20 protein-coding genes are annotated in these 21864 nt (G+C 57.1%); 7 read left to right on the forward strand and 13 right to left on the reverse strand.

From position 1 onward, the window contains the following. The first annotated feature begins 77 nt into the window (after positions 1-77). Genes GOW04_RS13760 through GOW04_RS13775 form a run of 4 tightly spaced genes read left to right on the forward strand, consistent with a single transcriptional unit; the run spans position 78 to position 3238 of the window. Positions 78-875, forward strand: coding sequence for an ABC transporter ATP-binding protein (locus GOW04_RS13760; RefSeq protein ID WP_171232912.1), 798 nt, complete (start codon positions 78-80; stop codon positions 873-875). 42 nt (positions 876-917) lie between these two features. Further along, positions 918-1682, forward strand: a complete 765-nt coding sequence (locus GOW04_RS13765) for a transporter substrate-binding domain-containing protein (protein WP_171232913.1) — start codon at positions 918-920, stop codon at positions 1680-1682. Between the two features lie 9 nt (positions 1683-1691). Then, positions 1692-2444, forward strand: a complete 753-nt coding sequence (locus tag GOW04_RS13770) for an ABC transporter permease (RefSeq protein WP_152459071.1) — start codon at positions 1692-1694, stop codon at positions 2442-2444. Further along, positions 2441-3238, forward strand: a complete 798-nt coding sequence (locus GOW04_RS13775) for an ABC transporter permease (RefSeq protein WP_171232914.1) — start codon at positions 2441-2443, stop codon at positions 3236-3238. The genes GOW04_RS13770 and GOW04_RS13775 overlap by 4 nt, the downstream gene beginning before the upstream one ends. A gap of 491 nt (positions 3239-3729) precedes the next feature. Here GOW04_RS13775 and GOW04_RS13780 read toward each other — a convergent pair whose 3' ends face one another. The 10 genes from GOW04_RS13780 to GOW04_RS13825 all read right to left on the reverse strand — a co-directional run bounded on the left by GOW04_RS13780 (position 3730) and on the right by GOW04_RS13825 (position 14656). Then, positions 3730-4485, reverse strand: a complete 756-nt coding sequence (locus GOW04_RS13780) for an ABC transporter ATP-binding protein (RefSeq protein WP_171232915.1) — start codon at positions 4483-4485, stop codon at positions 3730-3732. Positions 4486-4494: 9 nt separating this feature from the next. Next, complete coding sequence (locus tag GOW04_RS13785; RefSeq protein WP_152459074.1) at positions 4495-5250, reverse strand: ABC transporter ATP-binding protein; 756 nt, start codon at positions 5248-5250, stop codon at positions 4495-4497. Between the two features lie 10 nt (positions 5251-5260). Beyond that, positions 5261-6466, reverse strand: a complete 1206-nt coding sequence (locus tag GOW04_RS13790; RefSeq protein WP_171118889.1) for a branched-chain amino acid ABC transporter permease — start codon at positions 6464-6466, stop codon at positions 5261-5263. A 3-nt stretch (positions 6467-6469) separates the two neighbouring features. Beyond that, positions 6470-7501, reverse strand: a complete 1032-nt coding sequence (locus tag GOW04_RS13795) for a branched-chain amino acid ABC transporter permease (protein WP_171118891.1) — start codon at positions 7499-7501, stop codon at positions 6470-6472. 105 nt (positions 7502-7606) lie between these two features. Further along, the gene (locus GOW04_RS13800) at positions 7607-8953 is read right to left on the reverse strand and encodes a substrate-binding protein (RefSeq protein WP_171232916.1); all 1347 of its coding nucleotides are present in this window, start codon (positions 8951-8953) and stop codon (positions 7607-7609) included. Between the two features lie 110 nt (positions 8954-9063). Beyond that, complete coding sequence (locus GOW04_RS13805; RefSeq protein ID WP_171232917.1) at positions 9064-9378, reverse strand: hypothetical protein; 315 nt, start codon at positions 9376-9378, stop codon at positions 9064-9066. A gap of 144 nt (positions 9379-9522) precedes the next feature. Then, on the reverse strand, positions 9523-10509 hold the full coding sequence (locus GOW04_RS13810) for a zinc-dependent alcohol dehydrogenase family protein (RefSeq protein WP_171232918.1): 987 nt from the start codon (positions 10507-10509) through the stop codon (positions 9523-9525). 272 nt (positions 10510-10781) lie between these two features. Then, the gene (locus GOW04_RS13815) at positions 10782-12575 is read right to left on the reverse strand and encodes an alpha/beta hydrolase (RefSeq protein WP_171232919.1); all 1794 of its coding nucleotides are present in this window, start codon (positions 12573-12575) and stop codon (positions 10782-10784) included. Positions 12576-12761: 186 nt separating this feature from the next. Then, entirely contained in the window at positions 12762-13139 is a 378-nt protein-coding gene (locus GOW04_RS13820) for a nuclear transport factor 2 family protein (protein ID WP_171118898.1), read from the reverse strand. A gap of 347 nt (positions 13140-13486) precedes the next feature. Beyond that, entirely contained in the window at positions 13487-14656 is a 1170-nt protein-coding gene (locus GOW04_RS13825; RefSeq protein WP_171232920.1) for an AraC family transcriptional regulator, read from the reverse strand. Positions 14657-14734: 78 nt separating this feature from the next. Here GOW04_RS13825 and GOW04_RS13830 point away from each other — a divergent pair, with 78 nt between their 5' ends. The 3 genes from GOW04_RS13830 (at position 14735) to GOW04_RS22265 (ending at position 16916) form a co-directional block, all read left to right on the forward strand. Beyond that, complete coding sequence (locus GOW04_RS13830; RefSeq protein ID WP_171232921.1) at positions 14735-16393, forward strand: sulfatase-like hydrolase/transferase; 1659 nt, start codon at positions 14735-14737, stop codon at positions 16391-16393. A gap of 81 nt (positions 16394-16474) precedes the next feature. Beyond that, complete coding sequence (locus GOW04_RS13835) at positions 16475-16672, forward strand: hypothetical protein (RefSeq protein WP_171232922.1); 198 nt, start codon at positions 16475-16477, stop codon at positions 16670-16672. Further along, a complete protein-coding gene (locus GOW04_RS22265; protein WP_217356926.1) occupies positions 16644-16916 on the forward strand; it encodes a twin-arginine translocation signal domain-containing protein in 273 nt (90 codons plus the stop codon). The genes GOW04_RS13835 and GOW04_RS22265 overlap by 29 nt, the downstream gene beginning before the upstream one ends. 545 nt (positions 16917-17461) lie before the next feature. Here the strand turns inward: GOW04_RS22265 and GOW04_RS13845 are convergent. Genes GOW04_RS13845 through GOW04_RS13855 form a run of 3 tightly spaced genes read right to left on the reverse strand, consistent with a single transcriptional unit; the run spans position 17462 to position 21861 of the window. Further along, entirely contained in the window at positions 17462-18310 is an 849-nt protein-coding gene (locus GOW04_RS13845; RefSeq protein WP_171232924.1) for an ABC transporter six-transmembrane domain-containing protein, read from the reverse strand. Positions 18311-18316: 6 nt separating this feature from the next. Further along, positions 18317-18736 carry a DUF2141 domain-containing protein gene (locus GOW04_RS13850; RefSeq protein WP_171232925.1) on the reverse strand — a complete coding sequence of 140 codons (420 nt, stop codon included), beginning with the start codon at positions 18734-18736 and terminating at the stop codon, positions 18317-18319. Continuing rightward, on the reverse strand, positions 18733-21861 hold the full coding sequence (locus GOW04_RS13855) for an efflux RND transporter permease subunit (RefSeq protein ID WP_171232926.1): 3129 nt from the start codon (positions 21859-21861) through the stop codon (positions 18733-18735). Before GOW04_RS13855 ends, GOW04_RS13850 begins: the two co-directional genes overlap by 4 nt. Positions 21862-21864 lie beyond the last annotated feature (3 nt).

Raw genomic sequence — 21864 nt, forward strand, 5'->3', positions numbered from 1 at the left:
GGCACGGAGTTATTATACACTTGCATAATTGCGAGATTCGGGGCTTACTGCAAGCTGAAATCAGAAGATTCTTGGATATGGACACAGCCAAAGCAGTTGCACCCGCACCCGAAACAACCACGCCTGACGAGGCGATCAAGGTTGAGGATCTGCACAAATCCTTTGGCACGCTGGAGGTTTTGAAAGGCGTATCCCTGACCGCAAACAAGGGGGATGTTGTTGCCATTATCGGGGGGTCAGGCTCTGGAAAATCCACCATGCTGCGCTGCATCAACTTTCTGGAAACGCCGAGTTCCGGAAAGATAACCATCGGCGGGGAACCGGTTGAAATGCACACCGATGGCAGCCCGTCCAACCGCCGCCAGATCGAACGTATACGCACGCGTCTGGCCATGGTTTTCCAGCAGTTCAATCTGTGGACACACCGCACGCTTCTGGAGAACGTGATCGAAGTGCCGGTGCATGTCCTAAGGGTGCCAAAGGCCCAGGCGATCGCGCGGGCGCATGAGCTGCTGACGCGGGTGGGCCTTGGCGACAAGGCTGACACCTATCCGGCCTATCTTTCGGGTGGTCAGCAACAGCGCGCCGCCATTGCCCGGGCGCTTGCCGTCGATCCTTCGGTGATGCTTTTCGATGAACCGACGTCGGCGCTTGATCCCGAGCTTGTTGGCGAAGTTCTGACCGTGATCCGCGATCTTGCCGCCGAAGGGCGCACAATGCTGCTTGTCACCCATGAAATGAAATTCGCACGCGAAGTCGCAGACCACGTTGTCTATCTCTTCGAGGGCCGCATCGAAGAGCAGGGCCCACCTGCCGAGGTCTTCGGAAACCCAAAATCAGAGCGTCTGAAGCAGTTCCTCAGCTCGGTCGCCTGAACCTAAAAAACAAAACAAAATGAACCAAAAGGGAGTATCAAAATGAACGTCAAGAAACTGCTCGCGTCCGGCCTTGCCGCCGCTGTCCTTTCGGCTGGTATCGCCAGTGCAGAAGAGGTCAAGATCGGCATCGCAGCCGAACCTTACCCGCCATTCGCATCACTGGACAGTTCAGGTAATTGGGTCGGCTGGGAGATCGATGTCATCAATGCGGTCTGCGCCGCTGCGGAACTTGACTGTGTCATCACGCCGGTAGCCTGGGATGGTATCATCCCGTCGCTGACCGGACAGCAGATCGACGCCATCATGGCGTCTATGTCGATCACCGAAGAGCGGCTGAAAACCATTGATTTCAGCGATCCTTACTACAACACACCTGCCGTCATCGTCGCGGACAAATCGATGGATATCGAAGCGACCCCCGAGTCGCTGGCCGGTAAGGTTGTCGGCGTTCAGGCGTCGACCATCCACCAGGCTTATGCGCAGGAATATTTCAAGGATTCCGAACTGAAGGTTTATCAAACTCAGGATGAGGCCAACCAGGACCTGTTCGCAGGTCGTATTGACGCCACTCAGGCCGACAGTATCGCCATGGCGGACTTCGTGAACTCGGATGCCGGGGCATGCTGTGAAATCAAAGGCGCCGTCGCAGATGATCCGGCCATCCTGGGCCGGGGCGTTGGTGCGGGTGTTCGCAAGGGCGACGATGACCTGCTTGCAGCGCTGAACAATGGCATCGCGGCAATTCTTGCCGATGGAACGCACGAGAAGATCACTTCGAACTATTTCTCGGCCAGCATCTACTAAGCGGCTGCCGTGACTGGACTGTTGGAATCGCTTGGATTGGCGCAGAGCGCAGAGCTTCTGTCGCTGTCGCCGCCGGGTTGGGGGGGCAATCTGCTGCGCGGATTGTCCCACTCATTGCAGATCGCTTTTGGTGCATATGCGCTCGGCCTCGTGATCGGATTGTTCGGAGCCTATGGCAAGCTTTACGGCGGGAAGGTCACGCGCGATCTTCTTGCCATCTACACGACCGTGATCCGGGCCGTGCCGGAACTGGTCCTGATCCTGATCCTGTATTACGTGGGATCTGACATCATCAACAAAATCTCTGCTGCAATGGGCGGAGGACGGGTAGAGGTCAATGGCGTCGCTGCGGGCATTTGGGTTCTGGGCGTTGTTCAGGGCGCATATGCAACCGAGATTCTGCGCGGAGCCATACAGGCGGTTCCACCCGGACAGATCGAGGCCGCCAAATCCTATGGGATGCCCGCCTTCATGACCATGCGCCGCGTGACGATCCCCGCCATGATGAGCTTTGCCGTACCCGGTCTGGCCAACTTGTGGCTGATCGCCACCAAGGACACCGCCCTGCTCGCAGTCGTGGGATTCAACGAACTGACACTGGAAACCCGGCAGGCCGCCAGCAGCACACGCGCCTATTTCACCTTCTTTCTTGCGGCGGGTTTTCTCTATCTCATGGTCACCCTGTTTTCGGGCGCCATCTTCGCGCGGATCGAAAAATGGGCGCGTCGCGGTCAACCTTCTCTGAAAGGAGGTGGCAGATGATCGATCTCAGGTCCTTGATGCAACCCCATCGTATCGTGATGATGCTGATCTTTGCCGGGATCGTGATCTGGTGTGCCATGTCTTTGCGATGGGACTGGTTGCCAAAATACACACCGCTTGCGTTGCAGGGAATCTGGACCACGCTCTGGCTGCTTGTTGTCACCGTCGTTCTCGGGTTTCTGCTGGCCGTACCACTCGGGTTGGCCCAGGCCGTTGGGCCCTGGTACCTTGCGGCCCCCGCCAAGGCGTTTTGCACCATCATTCGGGGCACACCCCTGCTTTTGCAGCTTTGGTTGCTGTATTATGGCCTCGGCTCATTGTTCCCTCAATTCCCATGGATACGATCATCCGAGCTTTGGCCGTATCTGCGTCAGGCCTGGCCTTATGCGGTGCTGGCTTTGACGCTTTCTTATGCCGGCTATGAAGGTGAGGTAATGCGCGGAGCCTTCAAAGGCGTCGCAAAAGGTCAGCTGGAGGCCGCCAAATCGTTCGGCATGCCCAGGCTGACAATGTTCCGCCGCATCTGGCTGCCACAGGCAATCCGTAACGTTCTGCCCACCCTGGGCGGTGAAACCATCCTCCAGTTGAAGGCGACGCCCTTGGTCGCCACGATTACGGTGGTGGATATCTATGCCGTGTCATCCCGGGTGCGATCTGACACGTTCATCATCTACGAGCCGCTTATCCTGTTGGCCGTATTCTACATTCTCGTTGCCGGTATTATTGCCCTGATGTTCCACTGGCTGGAAGTGAAGGTGCTGGGAACCGGAAGCCGAAATGGGCCAGCCGGATAGTCCAAGCCGGAAGTAAAGCGAGACCCACTGCCCCACTCCGGGCACAGATTTCGTCGGCGCGTTTTCAAGCCGATTGAAACCATGGGCCCACGATCAAGACGGCTGCCCGAAATGATTTAGGGAAGGTTCGGCTTGCAGGCCCCTGCGGCGAGGCACTGGCAGCCCAGGGCCAGAGCCTGACTTTCTTATCCATTGCACAGCGACCTGGAACACCGTGCCGCAATCGTCTGGTTGGCGCAGTGGCGGATGTCGCGAAGCATTGCAAACTTGCCCCCTCGTCCTTCGGGGCGCGTTCCACGAGGCGCGCATTCAGCGCAGGCCCGACAGAACCTGTTGCCGCAAACCCGCATTCGGCTTTGAGCCAACGACCATCATTTTTGGGGTGAAACACCTTTGATCGCGCGAATGGGCAGTATCTGAACTGAACGCGGGTCATGGTGAGCCACGAACTGGTCATACCCTTCGGGTCTGTTTGCCAATCAGAACAACGCTCAGATCGCCAGATACTCCTCACGAAGACCGGTGTCCTCAAGCACTTCTTTTGCCGTTCCGTCGAACACGATGGTACCGGTGTCAAGAATGATCGCGCGGTCCGCCAGTTCCAAAGCGCGTACAGCGTTCTGTTCAACGATGATCGTGGTCATACCCTGCTGTTTGACATGAATAAGGGTTTTTTCGATTTCGTCGACGATAACAGGCGCCAAACCTTCATACGGCTCATCCAAAAGCAGCACCTTGATGTCCCTGGCAAGCGCTCTGGCGATTGACAGCATCTGCTGTTCGCCACCTGACAATGTAATCCCCTCCTGCTTCCTGCGCTCACCGAGACGCGGAAACAGCTCGTAAAGCCGTTCAAGGGACCATCCGATCGGAGGCGCAATCTGTGCAAGTTGCAGGTTTTCTTCAACTGTCAGGCCGGGAATAATGCGTCTGTCTTCCGGTACAAGACCAAGGCCAGCCGCTGCTGCTTCATAGCTTGTCATGTTGTGCAGCGGTTTGTGGTCCAACCAGATTTCGCCATGTCTTACTTCGGGTTCTCCAAGCCTTGCAATCGAGCGCAGTGTCGAGGTTTTGCCCGCACCGTTGCGCCCAAGAAGCGCAAGAATCTCGCCTTCATGCACATTGAAGCTGACACCCTGCACGATATAGCTTTCTCCATAATAGGAGTGCATATCCCAAACGGAAAGAAACGCAGGGGCGGTGCTGGCCATATTGGCGTTTTTCGAAAAGTCAGGTTTCTCGTTCATAGCTTGTCCTTACGCAGCCTCGCCCAGATAGGCTTCGCGAACCTTTGGGTTTCCGCGGATGTTTTCAGGAGTATCTTCAACCAGGGGTGTCCCCTGGGCCAGAACAGTGATGCGTTCGGCAAGACTGAAGACAACATGCATGTCATGCTCGATGATCGCGATGGTGATGTCGCGTTCTTCCTTGATCTGTTTCAGCAGGTCGATCGTGTTGTTGGTATCCGCCCGCGCCATCCCCGCCGTCGGTTCGTCCAGCAGCAACAGCCTCGGATTCTGGCTGAGGCACATGCCGATCTCGAGCCGGCGCTTGTCGCCGCGCGACAGCGAGGCCGCGTGCATCTCGCGCTTGTCGGCCATGTTCATCTCTTCCAGCATGGCTTCGGCCTGTTCAACAACAGCCTTTTCGTTGGCGATGGTCTCGTATGCATGCATCCGGAACGCGCCATCCCGCATGGCAAAGATCGGAATCAGCATGTTCTCCATCACCGTCAATTCACCAAAAATCTCGGGTGTCTGAAACACGCGGCTTATGCCCATCTGGTTGATCTGGAAGGGTTCAAGCCCCAAGACCGATGCGTTGTCGAACAATACGGACCCGGTATCTGGCATGAGCTTGCCGACCAGACAATTCAGCAAGGTCGACTTGCCCGCACCGTTGGGCCCGATGATTGCGTGAACCGAATTCTCCTCGACGCTGAGATTCACGTCCGTGAGCGCCTTGAGACCGCCGAAACGCTTGCTGACGTCTTTGACTCTTAGAATTGCCATGGCTCGCCCCTTATTCCGCCGGTTCCGTTTTGCCCGACGTCGCGTCGTCGGATTTTGATTTCTTGCGCTTGAGCCGGTTCAGCAAACGCTGACCACCTTCGACAAGACCACCCGGCAAGTAGATAACGACAAGCATGAAAAGAATGCCCAGCGTCAGATGCCAGCCCTTGCCGATGAACGGATGGATCAAGAAAACCACCGCGTCCTCCAGCCCGTCAGGCAGGAATGCAAACCAGCTGTGCAACACGTTGTCGTTGATCTTCGAGAAGATATTTTCGAAGTACTTGATGAAGCCCGCACCCAGCACCGGCCCGATCAGTGTGCCGGTGCCGCCCAGGATCGTCATCAGAACGACCTCGCCCGATGCGGTCCACTGCATACGTTCGGCACCTGCCAGCGGGTCCATTGCGGCCATCAGCCCACCAGCCAGGCCGGCATACATGCCAGAGATGACAAATGCCGCCAGCGTGTACGGTTTCGAGTTCAGGCCGGTATAGTTCATCCGCTGCTGGTTTGATTTGACGGCCCGCAGCATCATCCCGAAAGGTGAACGGAAAATTCGGATGGACAGATAGAACACCACCATCATAATCACTGCACACAGATAGTATCCCGCGTTGAAATCAAAACTCCACGCACCCACGTCTAATGTGTAGGTTGCGCGCATCGGCAACCCGAACAAATGCGGCAGGTCCGGCGAATTCGCCCCTTGCAGAATCTGTGGATCATCCGCGTAAACCTGCAATCCCGTTTCCCCGTTCGTCAGGTTGAATTTGGGGTTGGACAACACCGAATAAGCCAACGCAAAGCTCATCTGGGCGAAAGCCAGCGTGAGGATCGAAAAATAGATGCCCGACCGGCGCAGGCTGACGAACCCGATCAGCAATGAGAATACCCCGGCGACCACAACGCTGAGTGCGATGGCCGGGATGATGTTGTAACTCAGCAGCTTGAACATCCATACGGCGGAATAGGATCCAACGCCCAGAAAGGCCGCGTGTCCGAATGACAGGTATCCGGTAAGGCCGAACAGGATGTTGAAGCCGATGGCAAAGATGCCAAAGATGACAAAGCGCTGCATCAGATCCGGATAGCCCGCGTTGAACTGCGCCATGGCGCTGCCTTCCGGGAACGGATTCAGGATGAAGGGTGCCAGCATCGTAAGGATGCCGACGATGATCAGCAGGCTGGTATCTTTTTTGTTCAGTCCCAACATCGATTATTCCTCCATCACGCCTTTGCGTCCCATCAAACCGCGCGGGCGTGTGAGCAGCACAATAATGGCAACAAGGTAGATGATGATTTGGTTGATGCCCGGGATCGTCGTTGTGGCCCAGGTCGTAGAGGCGAAGCTTTCGAGAATGCCCAGCAGAAAGCCAGCCAGCACCGCGCCGGGAAGAGACCCCATGCCACCAACGACAACCACAACGAAGCTGAGGACCAGAAAATCCATCCCCATGTGATAGTTTGGTGGGTTGAGCGGCCCGTACATGACGCCCGCCAAACCGGCCACCGCGGCAGCGATCCCGAACATGATCGTAAAGCGCCGGTCGATGTTGATCCCCAGCAAGCCCACAGTTTCGCGATCCGCCATGCCGGCACGCACAACCATGCCGAAGGTGGTGAATTGCAGGAATGAGAAGACGGCACCGATTATGGCAACTGCAAAGCCGAAATAAACCAGGCGCCAGATCGGGTAGATGATCGCGTTGGGATCAAACCCGATCATGGTGCCAAGATCGATAGAGCCACTCAGCGCGTCGGGCGGCGGGGTCTGGATGGGGTTGGCACCAAAGAAATACTTTACGATTTCCTGCAACACGATCGCCAGGCCGAACGTGACAAGGATCTGGTCCGCGTGGGGGCGTTTGTAGAAATGCTTGATAAGCCCGCGTTCCATCACATAGCCAACCGCCAGCATGATCGGGATCGCAAACAGGATTGCCAATGGAACGGACCAGTCTATGATCGTCGCCCCGAACTCCGGGCCGAACCATGCCTCGACATAAGGTGTTTCCACCTTCAGCGGGTTGCCGAGAAAGTCAGTTTGGCTCTCGTCGATGGTTACAAAGCTCAGGTTCATGAGCTTTTGCAAAGTGACGGCACAGAACGCACCGATCATGAACAGGGCCCCGTGGGCAAAGTTCACAACGCCGAGCGTCCCAAAAATAAGCGTCAGCCCCAGCGCAATCAGCGCATAAGCCGACCCTTTGTCCAGACCGTTCAGAATTTGCAATAGGATGGCGTCCATTGGCCCACCTCAGGGTTGGTCAGTGTGAATTGAGTGGCACAACAGGATCAACCCTGCTGTAGATGTCTGGCCACCATTTTGGCGGCCAGACTTTGATACGCGGTCTTATGCGCCCGGGTTACACTCACCCAGTGCGCCACCGGCAAACATCGGATGCTCCGGATCGTATTCGACCTGCGCGCGTGGGGTGATCTCGACGATCTCCAGCGTGTCATAGGCGTTGGTCGGGTTCATGTTGCCACGCACGACCAGCACGTCCTTGAAGCACTGGTGATCCGCGCCGCGATACCAGGTCGGGCCGTTGCCCAGGCCGTCGAACTCGAAGTCTTCCAGCGCTTCAACAACACCGCATGGGTTGAACGTACCGGCACGCTCGCAAGCATCAGCATATAGCAGAACCTGTGCATAGCAGGTTTGCGCCGAGTTGGACGGCGGCTTGCCGTATTTTTCGCCGAAGGACTTCACGAAGGCTTTGGTGCCTTCATCCTGCAACTGCCAGTTCCAGTTCATCGAACCCAGCACGCCCTTGATGTTCTCGCCAGCACCGGCGGCCATCAGTTCCGAATACAGCGGCACGACGATCTTGAAGTCCTTGCCGTTGGCGACTTTGTCGAGCAGGCCGAACTGAATCGCGTTGGTCAGCGAGTTCACCATGTTGCCGCCATAGTGGTTCAGAACCAGAACGTCCGCGCCCGAGTTCAGAACCGGAGTGATGTAGGACGAGAAGTCTGTTGACGCGAGTGGCGTCTTGACGGTGTTGACCGTTTCCCATCCCAGGGCTTCGGTCGAGGCGACGATGGACTCTTCCTGGGTCCAGCCCCAGTTGTAGTCCGCCGTCAGGTGATAGGCGCGGCGGTCATTGCCCATCTCGGCAGCCAGCACCGGCGCAAGCGCAGCGCCCGACATGTAGGCGTTGAAGAAATGGCGGAAACCATTGGCCTTCTTGTCCTTGCCGGTCGTGTCGTTGGCGTGGGTCAGACCCGCCATAAAGATCACACCCGCTTCCTGACACAGGCCCTGAACCGCAACGGCCACGCCCGAGGACGACCCGCCGTTGATCATGATCGCACCGTCTTTTTCGATCATCGACTTTGCGGACGCACGTGCGGCGTCTGACTTGGTCTGGGTGTCACCTGTGACGAACTCGACCTTCTTGCCGAGGATGCCATTGCCCTTCAGCGCCTTGGACGTGAAGGTGTTCAGGCAACCGCCGTCACCCTCTCCGTTCAGGTGTTCCACCGCCAGCTGTTGCGCCAGCAGCTCGTCATTGCCCTCTTCCGCATACGGACCGGTCTGGGGAACATTGAAGCCCAGGGTCACGGACCCTTCGGTTGGTTCGTTGGTGTAAGCGGCAGCCGACGAAGCCGTGAAGATCGTAGGCAGGGCCAGACCGGTACCTGCAACGGCACCAGACTTCAACACGCCGCGGCGTGTGACAGATTTGTTGGTCATTAATTCCTCCCATTTCCCTTTCTCTCGTCGTCTGGCTCCTCTTCCAGCAGACGAAAGCGCACTTATGTGCATTTCAATAATGGAAAGGCGGTGGAAAATTTCACAACAAATTACTGGATTTGAAACAAAATTTTGTAAACGCCTTGACGAAAACCAAGATCGCTTGAAAAGCTTTTTCGTTTGCTTACATTTAAACATATATTTTTCAAATATTTAAATGTAAATATCAACGACACGGTTGTCAGGCATGACACCAATATTCGTTCTCTGCGGCACCAAAAGCCGATTTGCAATACAAAGCCAGCATTTTCAACACGCTGAATGGAAACAAGCTCTTCGCTCATCTGACGGTCCAGTTTGATTGTTGGCGCATGATCGTCCACGAGTCCGCCGGTATGACCATATCCTGCACGCGTGGGCGACATCCCAGTGCGCCGAGCGGTCTTTCGTGCTCCGGTGTTCCGTCCATTCCACGATCAGGATCCGTTTGCCTAAGCCACCACCCTAATTTCGGATGCTGACGTCCGCTGTGACTTGTCAAGCCGGTGCGGGGCGCGACAGACCATTGGTCAGGGAACCAATACCGCTGCCCCTTGCAATCGTCCGGCGCTCAGATCCGCGAGGGCTGTGTTGGCGTCCTTCAGTGAATATCTTTGGGTTCGTGTCTGGATGCCTGCGGCTTGGGCCGTTGCAAAAAACTCCTCACCATCCTGACGCGTCAGGTTTGCGACAGACAGGATTTGACGTTCCCCCCAAAGATCGCTGTAGGGAAAGGAAGGAATATCGCTCATGTGAATTCCGCCGCAAACCACGCGGCCGCCCTTGCGGACAGATTGCAGCGCTTTGGGCACAAGGGCTCCGACAGGTGCGAATATGATTGCAGCATCCAGTTCCGCCGGTGGTCGTTCGTCGGACCCATCAGACCATACCGCGCCAAGGTCACGCGCAAAATCCTGCGCCTCGATATCGCCGGGCCGGGTCAGCGCATATACATTCCGGTCCTGCCAGACGGCCAGTTGTGCAAGGATATGCGCGGCAGCTCCGAAGCCATAAAAGCCGATATTCTTGGCATCCTGGGCCATTCGCAGACAGCGAAACCCGATAAGCCCGGCACATAACAACGGCGCCAGTGCAACCGGATCGGCAATCTCTGGCAGGGCAAAGACATACCGTGCATCCGCAAGGCAAGCTTCGGCAAATCCTCCGTTTCGCGTGTATCCCGTGAACACCGGCGCGTCACACAGGTTTTCCTGTGCGCGATGGCAATACGGACATTTCCCACAAGTGGACCCAAGCCAAGGCACGCCCACGCGCTGACCGGTTTCCAGCCCTGTTACGGCATCCCCCTTTCGAACGATCCGCCCAACGATTTCGTGGCCCGGAACCAGTGGAAGTTCAGGATGTTCGAGGTCACCATCGACGATGTGAAGATCCGTTCGGCAAACACCACAGGCCTCGATCTGGATCTCGATGTCATGAGGGCCCGGAGCCGGAAGTTCGATGTCTTCCAGTTTCAGCGCGCGGCCGGCCTCGTTCAAAACCATTGCGCGGGTCATGGTCCAACTCTCCAGATACATCCGCCCGAAATCATCTGTTTATTGCCTCTTTTCGTTGCAAATTTCGGGCTCGGCCTTCGACAAAACCGCAAATGTGGCACTGGGTTCCGACGACCTGAACGATAGCACACCTGCGCCTCAGCAAGGCTTGATCCATCGCAAAGTCCCAGATCTGACCGAGCGACGAAAACCTCAACTGCACCTGAGGGGCTTGCGCAGGATGCCAAAGGAGATCGACCGGGCACTGACGGGTCTGACCCTCGCCACCGGTTTCAGGTCAGATGAATGTAGCTGCCCGGCGCTTTGGCCAGGTTTTCAGCCCCCCTTCGTTTTCCGCCCATCGGCGGCGGCGCAGTTTCGCCCGATGAACGGTCTTTGATCCAATCCACCATCGCAGGCCACCAGGAACCTTGCTTTTCTTCGGCCGACTCAAACCACTCATCCGGCGAGGTATACAGCGCGTCCGCCGGCCTGTGGCCCAACCGATAGTGGCGGTGCTTGTGCCCCGGCTCGCTCAGGATGCCGCCATTGTGACCACCGTTGGTCAGCACGAAGGTGAGGTCTCCGTCGGTAAACAGTCGAATTTTGTACACTGATTGCCACGGGGCAATGTGGTCGGATTCCGTTCCGACCACAAACATGGGTATGCGTATATCCTTGAGCGCAACAACCCGACCTTCGACAGAAAAGCGCCCAGCGCTCAGCCGGTTTTCCAGGAACAAACCGCGCAAATACTCGGAATGCATTCGCGCCGGCATCCGGGTCGTGTCATTGTTCCAGACCGTCAGATCCGTAGGCAGGTCGTCTTCACCCAGAAAATAGCGACGGACAGCCCGGGCATAGATCAGATCCTCGGCGCGGATTGTCGTGAAAGTTCGCGTCATCTGAGGGCGATCAAGATAGCCCTGCAACCACATCAGGTCTTCGACAAAAGCGACCTGGCTGTCATCGATAAACAGCAAAAGCTCACCGGCTTCGGCGAAATCAACCTGCGCCGCCATCAGCGTAACGCTTGCAAGCCGGTCATCGCCATCGCGTTGCATCACCGCAGCTGCAATCGCCAAAAGCGTGCCGCCAAGGCAATACCCATTGGCGTGGATCTTTTGACCCGGAACGATTTTTTCGATGGCCTCGATCGCGGCCATGACACCGTTCAGACGATAATCCTCGAGGCTGAGATCCGACTGATCAGCGGTGGGATTGACCCAAGAGATCATGAAAACGGTAAAGCCCTGCTCGACCAGATAACGCACCATGGAGTTTTCCGGCGAAAGGTCGAGCACATAGTATTTCATGATCCATGCAGGCACGAAAAGGATCGGTTCGGCCTGTACGCGCTTGGTGCGTGGAGTGTATTGAATCAGCTCGAACAGCGCGTTGCGATAAACGACCCTGCCGGGGGTCGCGGCAATGTCTTTACCGATTTCATAACCCTGAGGGGCAGGTTCGTGCTGTTGCGTTATGGTATGGGCAACATCCTCAAGAAAGTGGGCGGCGCCCTCTATCAAATTGCGACCGCCGGTCTGGAACGTGCGATTGATGATTTCCGGGTTTGACCACGGAAAGTTCGAAGGAGAGACAAGATCAAGTGCTTGGCGAATCTGAAATTGCGCGCGTTCGGCGTCGCGGGGGGCGATGCCGGGCATTTCGTCCGTTGCGGCCTGCCACCAATCCTGTGCGCTCAGAAAAGCCTGCTGCCAAAGGGAAAATGGCGCCTTGTGCCAGCCGGGCGCATTGAAACGGTGATCCTGCTTGCGTGGCTGAAAAGGCGGAGTAGCCTTCGCACCGGTCGCCATCTCGCTGGCATAGACCCAGAGTTTGGCCGCATCGCGTGCCGCGCGCTCTGTCAGTTCAAGCTGGCGTCCGGGGGAACGACCCAGATGCAGGGCCCAATCCATCCAGGTGGCCATTATCGAATGCGGGGAAACACCGGCGGTGGCACGGGCAAGGGCCGCGCGCGTTGCGCGGTCAAGTTTCTCATAGGGGTGTGGCGGGGCATTCTCGTCGGTATCTGCCGCACAAACCCCGGCCTCGGCAGACAGCTTGTCAGGTGAGAGTTCGGTCATCTAGGTTCTCCGATCCGGGCAGAGTGCTAAAATGCTGCAAGCCTTAATCCATCTGTCCATCAAGCCCCGGACCGACCAGTCAACCGCCCATTTTGATTGGACGTACTTGATAGCAGCGCCGGACCTGGCGAGGCTTCCTGAAATGGCCGCAAGCGCTTGGGAACCCGTGTTGCCAGGCACCGTTCGCTATTTTGGCAACATAAAGAACTCTTCCAGTACAATCTTGCCATCTTCAACGGAATAAATGGCAATCTCGCTAAGGTTCATTCGTTGTCCGGTGTCTTTCTGCACGACCTCGGCATTGAAACGCACGCCAAAGCGATTGGGCGGATGAACAAAAGGACCATCTGCCGTAAGCGTTTGGATTTCATGCGTTTTCAGCCAGTCTTCCCGCTTTGCTTTGATGGCGTCGCGACCCTTTGTAATCCGGAATTGCCGCACCGGAGGCACAACCGCCTCTATGGATTGAGCGTTTTCCGCGTACATCTCGTCAACACTTGCCAAGCCATTGCGATCACGCATCGCCTGAACAAATGTCCGCCCAATTTCGACCAGTCTTTCCATGCAAGACCTCCTGATACATTGGTGACTGTATCTCGTCGGGCCGCATCCAACCTTGACAAAGATCAAAATGAGACGGTCCTGCAAAGATTGGCCACCGGGCTTGCTTCGGAACAGGTAGAACTGCACCTTGTAAATTTGGACGCAGCAAGTAGCCGCCATTCGTTGGGCAAGATGTGATCCTGCGGGTCTTGGCGCATCTCAACTCTGTACCGGACGACACCATACTGCTCGAAACTGGCAACAACCCTCCTGCCGATATGCACTTGACGCCAGCTCAGGGCAGGAAGGTGTTGGCCCCTGCACCTGGTACTTCCGGGTGCTGAAGAGCGTGAATTGGTATGGGAACCCTATTTCTGCATGCCCCTTGTTTCAGACGGCAGCTCTCGGAAAAACAGCCTGTAGTCGCGCGCGAACTGGCCCATATGCCAAAATCCGAGCCGGTTTGCAGCATCGGTTATTCTTCCGTTGAAAGACCCCGTTAGAAGGTCCTCGCGAACACGATTCAACCTGAGACGCATATAATACGACTTGGGGCTTTGTCCGAACTGTTCCTTGAACGCGCGATCCAGAGTTCGCCAAGACGCCCCGCTTTCTTTACAAATCTCTTCAATTGAAATCGGGTCTTCCAGATTGGCAACCATAAGATCGGTTGCGCGATCCAGGGCACGCCGCCTGGTGCCCGCCTGACTTCTGTCAAAATGCGCTTCGTCGTCGGTCAGGATAACCAGGGCTTCAAGCATCAGGGCCTGCTCAGCCGCCTCAGACCACTGCGCATCAACACTGTTAAGAAGCCCGGCTACGCGACCCTCCAGATTCGCCATGCTGGCCAAACCTGCTTTGGACCTCAGTCTGTGGGCATCCGGGTTGTCGCGCGCCAGGTGAAATCCGCAGGACTCTGCAAAATTCTCCAATCTTTGGGTTTGGAAGGAAATGACATTTCCCGTGAAACCGGCCGTCGAAATACCGTCAAACCCATCACTGTCACCGAAGGACAGGAATGCGTTATCGGTTACGTCCTTTGCCTGCCATTTGTCGACCGCACCATTTGACGGAATCCCGAACGTCATCCAGCCCTTGGGCGAAACACCACGTTGATGAACGCGTTGGTTCATCGCGATGCTGAGAGCGGAGACCGATCGCCCTGAGCGCACCCTTATGGACGTCGACAATCGACCGGGATCGAGCTGTCGGAAGTCTATCTCCCACGGCGTGATTTCCCCGATTTTGTTGGGATGTTCGAAATTCAGCACGGCTGCGGGCGCCACCCCGTTCGATACGGAAGGGACACCCTTTTGCGAATTTGGCGAATTCTTGATGTGGTCCATTCCCAGAGCCTGACACTTTACCGGTAATGTAGCGAATTCGAACCGCGGGGAGTCAAGTGTCAGCAAAAACTCCAAACCTCGCCACCATGGGCCGACCACGGCTTCCTGAGGCCGATGCCCGATCAGAGCGCGTGGTGACGTTTCTAACGCCACCAGAACACCAGCGGTTATCTGAGCTGGCGCATCAGTCAAACCAATCTCTTTCAGCAAAGTGTCGCGACCTGATTGTTCAGGCAATGAGCTTCAGGAGCACCAAAGGGGGAACGAAGAATGACTAATGTTGTCCAAAGGACTGGCATCGCAGCCTGTTTGCTAGCAGCGTTGAGCACCACACAATCGGCCGCACAACAAGACGCGATTGTGCATGACGGTGAATTTGCGTTCCTGCGCGCCCAATTTGGCGAGCAATGGGATGCGCAGGACGTCGAGATTGATGCGAGGCTGGCTGAAATTCGGGAAGCCAACGGCGGCAAACCCCCGAATTTCCTGTACATCCTCATCGATGACATCAGCTTTGGCCAGATGGGCGAACGCAAACTCAACTATGTGATGGGCATTGAAACCCCGAATATCAATGACTTTGCCAGCGAAGGCATGTCGTTGATGCGGATGTATACCGAGCCGTCGTGCACGCCCACTCGAACGGCCATGCTGACCGGGCGCCACCCGATCCGGGCCGGCGTGGAAGAGGTGAAAGTGGCTTTGGTGGGGGAAGGGCTTCCTGCCAGCGAAGTGACGCTGCCGGAAATCCTGAAACAGGCAGGCTACAACACCTCGCATGTCGGCAAATGGCATCAGGGCGATATCGAAGAGGCCTATCCGCACAATCAGGGCTTTGACTGGGCGGCCTTCCCGCTGCATCAGCAGGTGCAGCTGAGCCTGATGACCCGCGAGGCGATGCAGGCGAACAACATGTTGGGATACCACGCGTCGGGACAGAACAATGCCCTTCTGCTGGATGAGCGTTTCAAGCCCTATGGTTTGGTTACAGGTGTCGAAGCCGAGGCCGGAGGGCAAGCCCGCGAGGTTGACATGGCCGCAGGTGAAGAATGGACCCAAGCCAAATACGAAGAGATGAACGAGCGCTACCAGACGCAGGCCATTGAACAGCTCGGGCGTGTCGCAGCCTTGGATGAGCCGTTTTTCCTGCAATACTGGCCGCTTTATCCGCTGAACTTTGTCTATCCCGATCAGGCGCTGTCACGCAACGGAGGCTTCCACGCGGACAAGTTGCAGCTTCTGGACGGTTGGATCGGCGAAATTCTCGACACGCTGGAGAAGACCGGCGAGGCGGGCAACACCATCGTCATGATCATGGCCGACAACGGGTTGATGTACCATTACGAAGGAACATCCGGGCTGAACCAACTGATCTATCGCGGCGGCAAGACCCAACATCTCGAAGGGGGTGTGCGCACGGATGCATTCATTCGCTGGCCCGGTGTGATCGAGGCTGACAGCGCCGCCGGTGACATTTTTCATGTCTCGGATATCTACACGACGATGGCGCGTATCGCTGGCGCCACTGACTATATCCCGCGTGATCGGGTGATCGATGGGATCGATCAGACGGCCCTGCTGCTGGAAGGCGAAGGCAATGGACGCCGCGACTACGTTTATGTGTACGAGGGCCCGGTTCTGCGCTCGGTCGTGAAACAGGAGTTCAAGATGCACCTGCCTGCGCCGGGCGCGCCCGGAGCCGCCGCGCCAACGTACAACATCTATCGCGACCCGCGCGAACTGCATCCGCTGGTCGGGTACTCCCTCTGGGCCGGCGCATCGTTCCAGGACATGATCAAGCGACATCAGAAGATGATCGCCAAGTATCCGAACTCGGAAATCGGTAAAGACGTCCCCTATGGCGGCATCGAGAACCTACGCCCCGAAAGCGAAAAGGCGCGGCAGGTTTTCATGAGCTGGCAAGAGTGAAGCCTTGATGGCGCGCGGAACCTGCCCGCGCGCCAACGACAACCTATGCAGTCAAGACAACACTGGGCCACTCCCCAAGGCTTGGACAAGATTCCGCGTGGCCCAAGCCAATGGAATGCCGAGGAAGGTAATGTTCCAAGGCAATCTTTGAACGCATCGGCGCCAGTGTTTGCCCCGATATTGTTCAACCCGGTAGCAACTGGCTTTTTAGGCTTTGACCCGATGTGGTTTTTTGCGGATCGTTTGACCGATGTGCCAACCACATTCCAACCCAACTAATCACCGTGCACAAAAAACCTCTGCTTTGATTACTGACTACCTTAGCCGCCGCGGCTTTTTGAAAGCCTCCATGAGCGTGGCCGCATCGCCCGCGATGCTGGGCGCTGCCTGGAACAACGTCACAACCAAGGTTGAGGCCCGACAGTCCGAACCAAAGACCTTTGATCAGGTACCCCTCGCAGTTCCGCTGCCGTCGAGGAGACGGGATCGAATTCAAGGTCAGCGCTTTCAACAAAGATATTGATCCGAACGCGGCCCGTATCACATCGCCCAGCATAGGCGCCACGGTGGCCGAGCAATACATCGTATCGCGCTAGGACACGGTTTCGCAAACAGGTTGGGCGCAGCTGATCGAAGGCAAGGGCGAGTTCTTCTGCGCGGGCACCATCTATTGGTTCCCGGGTCTCAAGTGGAAGGACCGCACCACTCAGCAAATCCCGCATAACGTTCTCAGACGTTTTACAGCCTGAGCCTAAGCAATTGCAGATGGGCTGACTTGGCTGATCCTTCCCAGCCGGAAAAATCCCGCCGACGCTGTCTTGGCAAAGCTACAGCCTGTACGACATTCCATTCAAGACTCTGACCTGCGCAGATACACTGCCATTGTTTCGAAACCTGCTTTTCCCGCGATACAGGTCTCTGACAGTTTTGCCGCAGAGCAATCGCACAGGGTATTTGCCACAAAAAGCTGCCCTGCCGCATGCTGGAGGGTGGTTCAACAGCGGTCACGAGAAGACCAACACCTGATTGCAACACCTGTTCCACGCAACTTGCAGTTTGAAAATCTGATCATCCTCTCTGCAATCGGACCGTGATTTCGGACAGCCGGGACCAGGATTGGAACGTGATCGGCAAAGCAAGCGCGGCTTCAGCAAATTCCCATGAGTAGCTGACAATCGAAAAGATCATTCCGGGTGTCGCCTCCAGGTTTTGCGTCGCGAACCACAGGTTGAACAGGATCAGACCTATCAGCAGAACGAAGATCACACCATACAGGTAGGCTTCGGTATCCGAGAGCTTCACTTCGAAACGACGCAGTTTCGTCAGGTGGACAAGCACCGGGCGGACGCGGCGTTGCTCCAGAATGCTGACCTGATGTTCCATCTGCTCATTCAGGGCCCGGTTCCATTGCCAGAACGTCGAATGAAACAGGGCGTAGATGCATATCATTCCCACAAGCACCCCGCAGGCTGACAGAGCCAGCACCGGCGAGAAGTAAAACAGCAATATTGCTGAGACGACGAACTGCATGATTCCTGAAATTGCCGAAAGCAGGATCTCTTCCAGAAAGTCGGCCAGTTCGCGCCCCATTCCGATCCGGGCGTTCAACGAAGAAATCGGCAGGTTTGAAAAACGCGCAGCAAGCGCCTTGCCCAGTTCGACGCGGATCGTTCCGTAGACGCGCGTATCGTATATCCGCCGGATCACGCCGATCAGCGTGAGGGCGACCATAAGAGCGCCCAGATGCACAAAGGGCTGAAACTGTCCGCTCAGCAATCCATCTATGGCAAAGCCGATAAACAGCGGGATCAACACGGTTAATGCTGTTTCCGACAGGATCAGAAACCATGTGATCCCGACACGCCACCGAAACACGCTCAGCAACGTGCCGATAGTCAGTTTTCTGTCCCTCAGCATGCGGCATCACTGATCATAGTGGACACGAACGCGGACATCGCCCGGCCAGACCGAGGCGGCCTTGAAATCAGGCATGTCCTGAGGGTTCGGGGCGCCGGTTGAACCCAGCCCCTCCAAAAGCTTCGTCTCGGTCATGTTCAGGTCTTCGTCCTTGTTTTCGTCGTGAAACAGCAGCACCGCATAGGGGCCGGCCGTCAGGTCGGGAAACTCATGGCTGACACTGCCTTTGCGGGACGGAACCTGGGCGTAGTCAATCGCGCTCTGGACATCCAAACCGTCAAAGGCGCGCGCGTCGTCGAAAACAAGGATCACAATGTTTCCCTTGGCGTTGCGGATACCCTCCACAATCACGTTCAGACCATCAGAGGCGGCAGGCGTTGCAAGCGCCATCAGGGCGAATGCGGGGGCCAGAATGCTTCGAGTCATGACTGTGTCCTTTCTCCGGAAGGGTGCGGCGGGACTGGCTTGAAGATGACAAGGACATCTTCGGCAATGGCGATCAGAACGGGCACCAGCAGCAGCATGAGGGCGGTGCCGAACAGTTCGCCAAAAGCCAGAGAAATGGCGGCAGGGATCAGGTACTGCGCCTGTTCCGAGGTTTCCGTCAGCAAGGGCAGCAGGCCGATCACCGTCGTTGCGGTGGTCAGAAAGATCGCCTTGAAACGTCCGATGCCGGCGCTTTTCAGCGCCAGGTTCACGGGCTGACCTTCCTCGCGCGCCTGATTGTATCGGGTGATCATGACCAGACTGTCGTTCACGATCACGCCGGTCAGCGCCAGCATGCCGAAGAACGAAAACAGCGACAGCGACACATCCATGATCAGGTGCCCGACCGCAGCCGCGATAAAACCAAAGGGCACGATGGCCAGAATGACGAAAGGTTGCCAATAGCTTTTCAACGGCACGGCCATCAGCACATAGATTAGAACAGCTGCCAGCAGCAGCGCACGTTTCAAGCCACCGCTGATATCGGCCATCTCTTCCAGTTCACCGGCGGGCAAAACTGTGACGCTCGGGTACTTTTCGCGGAGTTTCGGGACCAGCTGATCGAACACTGCCTGACCAACCTCTTCGGGGGCAACACGGTCACGGTCGATGGACGCGGCCACGATGTTCATGCGCTTGCCATCGCGGCGATCGACGGTGCCAGAGGCGTAGGTGCCTTCGATTTCGGCAACCGTCTCAAGCGGCACCCAGGCACCGGATGCGCTGCGCAACTGGGTCTGCATCAGATCGGCCAGCGTATCGCGGTTTTCCCGCGCGTTCTGCACGACCACGCGAATTTCGGACCCGTCGCGCCGAACCTTGGTCACCTCGGCCCCGCCAAACCCATAGCCAATCTGTCTGGCCAAAGCCTCGGCATTGAAGCCAAGGTGCCGCGCGTCCGGACGCAGGCGGAGTTTCAGTTCGGGCTGGCCGCCCGCCAGCCCATCCCGAACATTCGCCACGCCCTCGATGTTCGACAGGAAGTCTTTCATCTCGGCGCTGGCCTGTTGCAGCAGGTCTTCGTCTTTGGACGCCAACCGGATGCGGAATCCTCCGGCGAGTGTTTCCGAGCCGGTGAACTCCAGTTCGGTTGCACCTTCGACCGCACCAACCCGGTCGCGCCATTCACGGACCAAAGTCAGGATCGGAACGTCCGGGCGCTCTGCCACCGGGATCATCTCGGCGTATATTTGCGCGCCTCCAGCGCCGTTGATGATGCTGAACACGGTCTGAATAGGCAGCGTGGCCATACCTGCGTCTTCGGCAAGCTCGGCGTTCAGACCGTTCAACTCGGCTTCGATCCGATCCACGTTCACGCGGGTCAGCGCAAAGGGCGCGCGGGCGTCCATTTCCAGATTCATCGTGATGATCTGGCCGGGCACTTCGGGAAAGAACACCGTTCTGACCTTGCCCTTGTACATAAGGCCAAGCCCCAGCGTCGCGGCGGCGACGAACAGGATCAGCACGGCATAGCGCTGCCGCACCGCTGCGACAAGCAAGGGCTGATAGATGCGATCCCGTACCCAGTCCAGGCCGCCCTGCGCAGTATCCTGTACGCGGCCCCAGAGGCGGGACAGCAGGTACCTGCGCTCTTGCCCCATCGAAACCTGCGCCAGATGGGCGGGCAGGATGAACTTGCTTTCGATGAGCGAAAAGATCAGCGTCAGGATCACGATCCCCGCGAACCCGGCCAGTACCTTGCCCAACGGGTTGTCGATCAACAACATCGGGAAGAACGCCGCGATTGTCGTCAGCACGCCGAAGACTGTTGCGACTGCCACGCGGTGCACGCCGCGTTCAGTGTCCTGAATCGGGTCTTTGCCCTTTCGACGTTCCTCGAAAACGCTTTCTCCGACCACAACGGCATCATCGACCAGAATGCCCAGGGCGATGATCAGACCGAAGGTAGTGACATCATTGAGCGAATAGTCCACCCATTTTGAACCCGAAACGGCTATGGCCCCCATGACCGAAACCGGAATGCCCATGGCAACCCAGAAGGCCAGGCGCACGTTCAGAAACACCGACAGCATCAAGGTCACAAGGATCAGCCCCTGCACCCCGTTGGACCGCAACAGCGCCAGCCGGTCCGAGATATAGCCGGCGCTGTCGCCCCAGACATCGACCTGAACCTGCGACGGCAACTGGCGGCTGAACTCATCCACCGTGCGGCGCACAACGTCACTGATCGTCAGCAGGTTCTCTTTCTGTCCGACCAGAACCTCCATCCCGACGGTTGGTTTGCCGTTCAGCCGAAACAGGTACTCGCCGTCCTGAAACCCGTCTTCGATCTTGGCGATATCACCCAAGGGCACAAAAGACCCGTCGTCACGTTCAATGATCGGCAGGGCCGCGTATTCAGGAGCGTATTTTGCGCGATCATCGGCCCGCAGATAGATCGTGCCGCCCTCGGTCCGCAAACGGCCTGCCTGAAATGTCACCGAGTTTTCCTCGATTGCGCGGGTCACATCCGCGACGGTCAGGCCATAGTGGCGCAGCAGCGCAGGGTCGATTTCGATGCGCAGTTCCCGCGGGATCAGACCCCAGATTTGAAGCCGGGACAATTCCGGTTGCGCCAGCAGCTCTTCCTTCAGGCGCTGCGCCAGGCTCTGCAATGTGGCCGGGTCCGTTTCGCCGAAAAGGTTCAGATAGAGCGCCGGAAAATCGAAACCCGACGCTTCGATCACAGGGCGGCGCGCGGTATCGGGCAGATCGGTCAACCCATCGATGCGAATGCGGATCCGATCCAGAACGGCTTGCAGTTTCTGGCCACCCGCGCGGCGGACGGTCACGACACTCAGATCGTTTTGGGATTGCGAAGTCACACTGCGCACGCCCTCCAACCCTTCCAGCGCCTGCTCAACTTTGCGGGTCACCAATTCATCGACCTGTTCGGCAGTGGCGTCCGGGAACTCGATCGAAATCGTAACGCTTTCCGCAGGGATGCGAGGGAAGCCCTCGATCCGAATATTCAGCAGCGTCTGCACCCCAAGAAAAAGGATCAGCGCCATCATCAGATTGGCGGCGACAGGGTTGCGGATAAACCAGGATGTCAGCGTGTGCATGGC

The sequence above is a fragment of the Ruegeria sp. HKCCA4812 genome (assembly GCF_013034245.1).
Classification (GTDB): domain Bacteria; phylum Pseudomonadota; class Alphaproteobacteria; order Rhodobacterales; family Rhodobacteraceae; genus Ruegeria.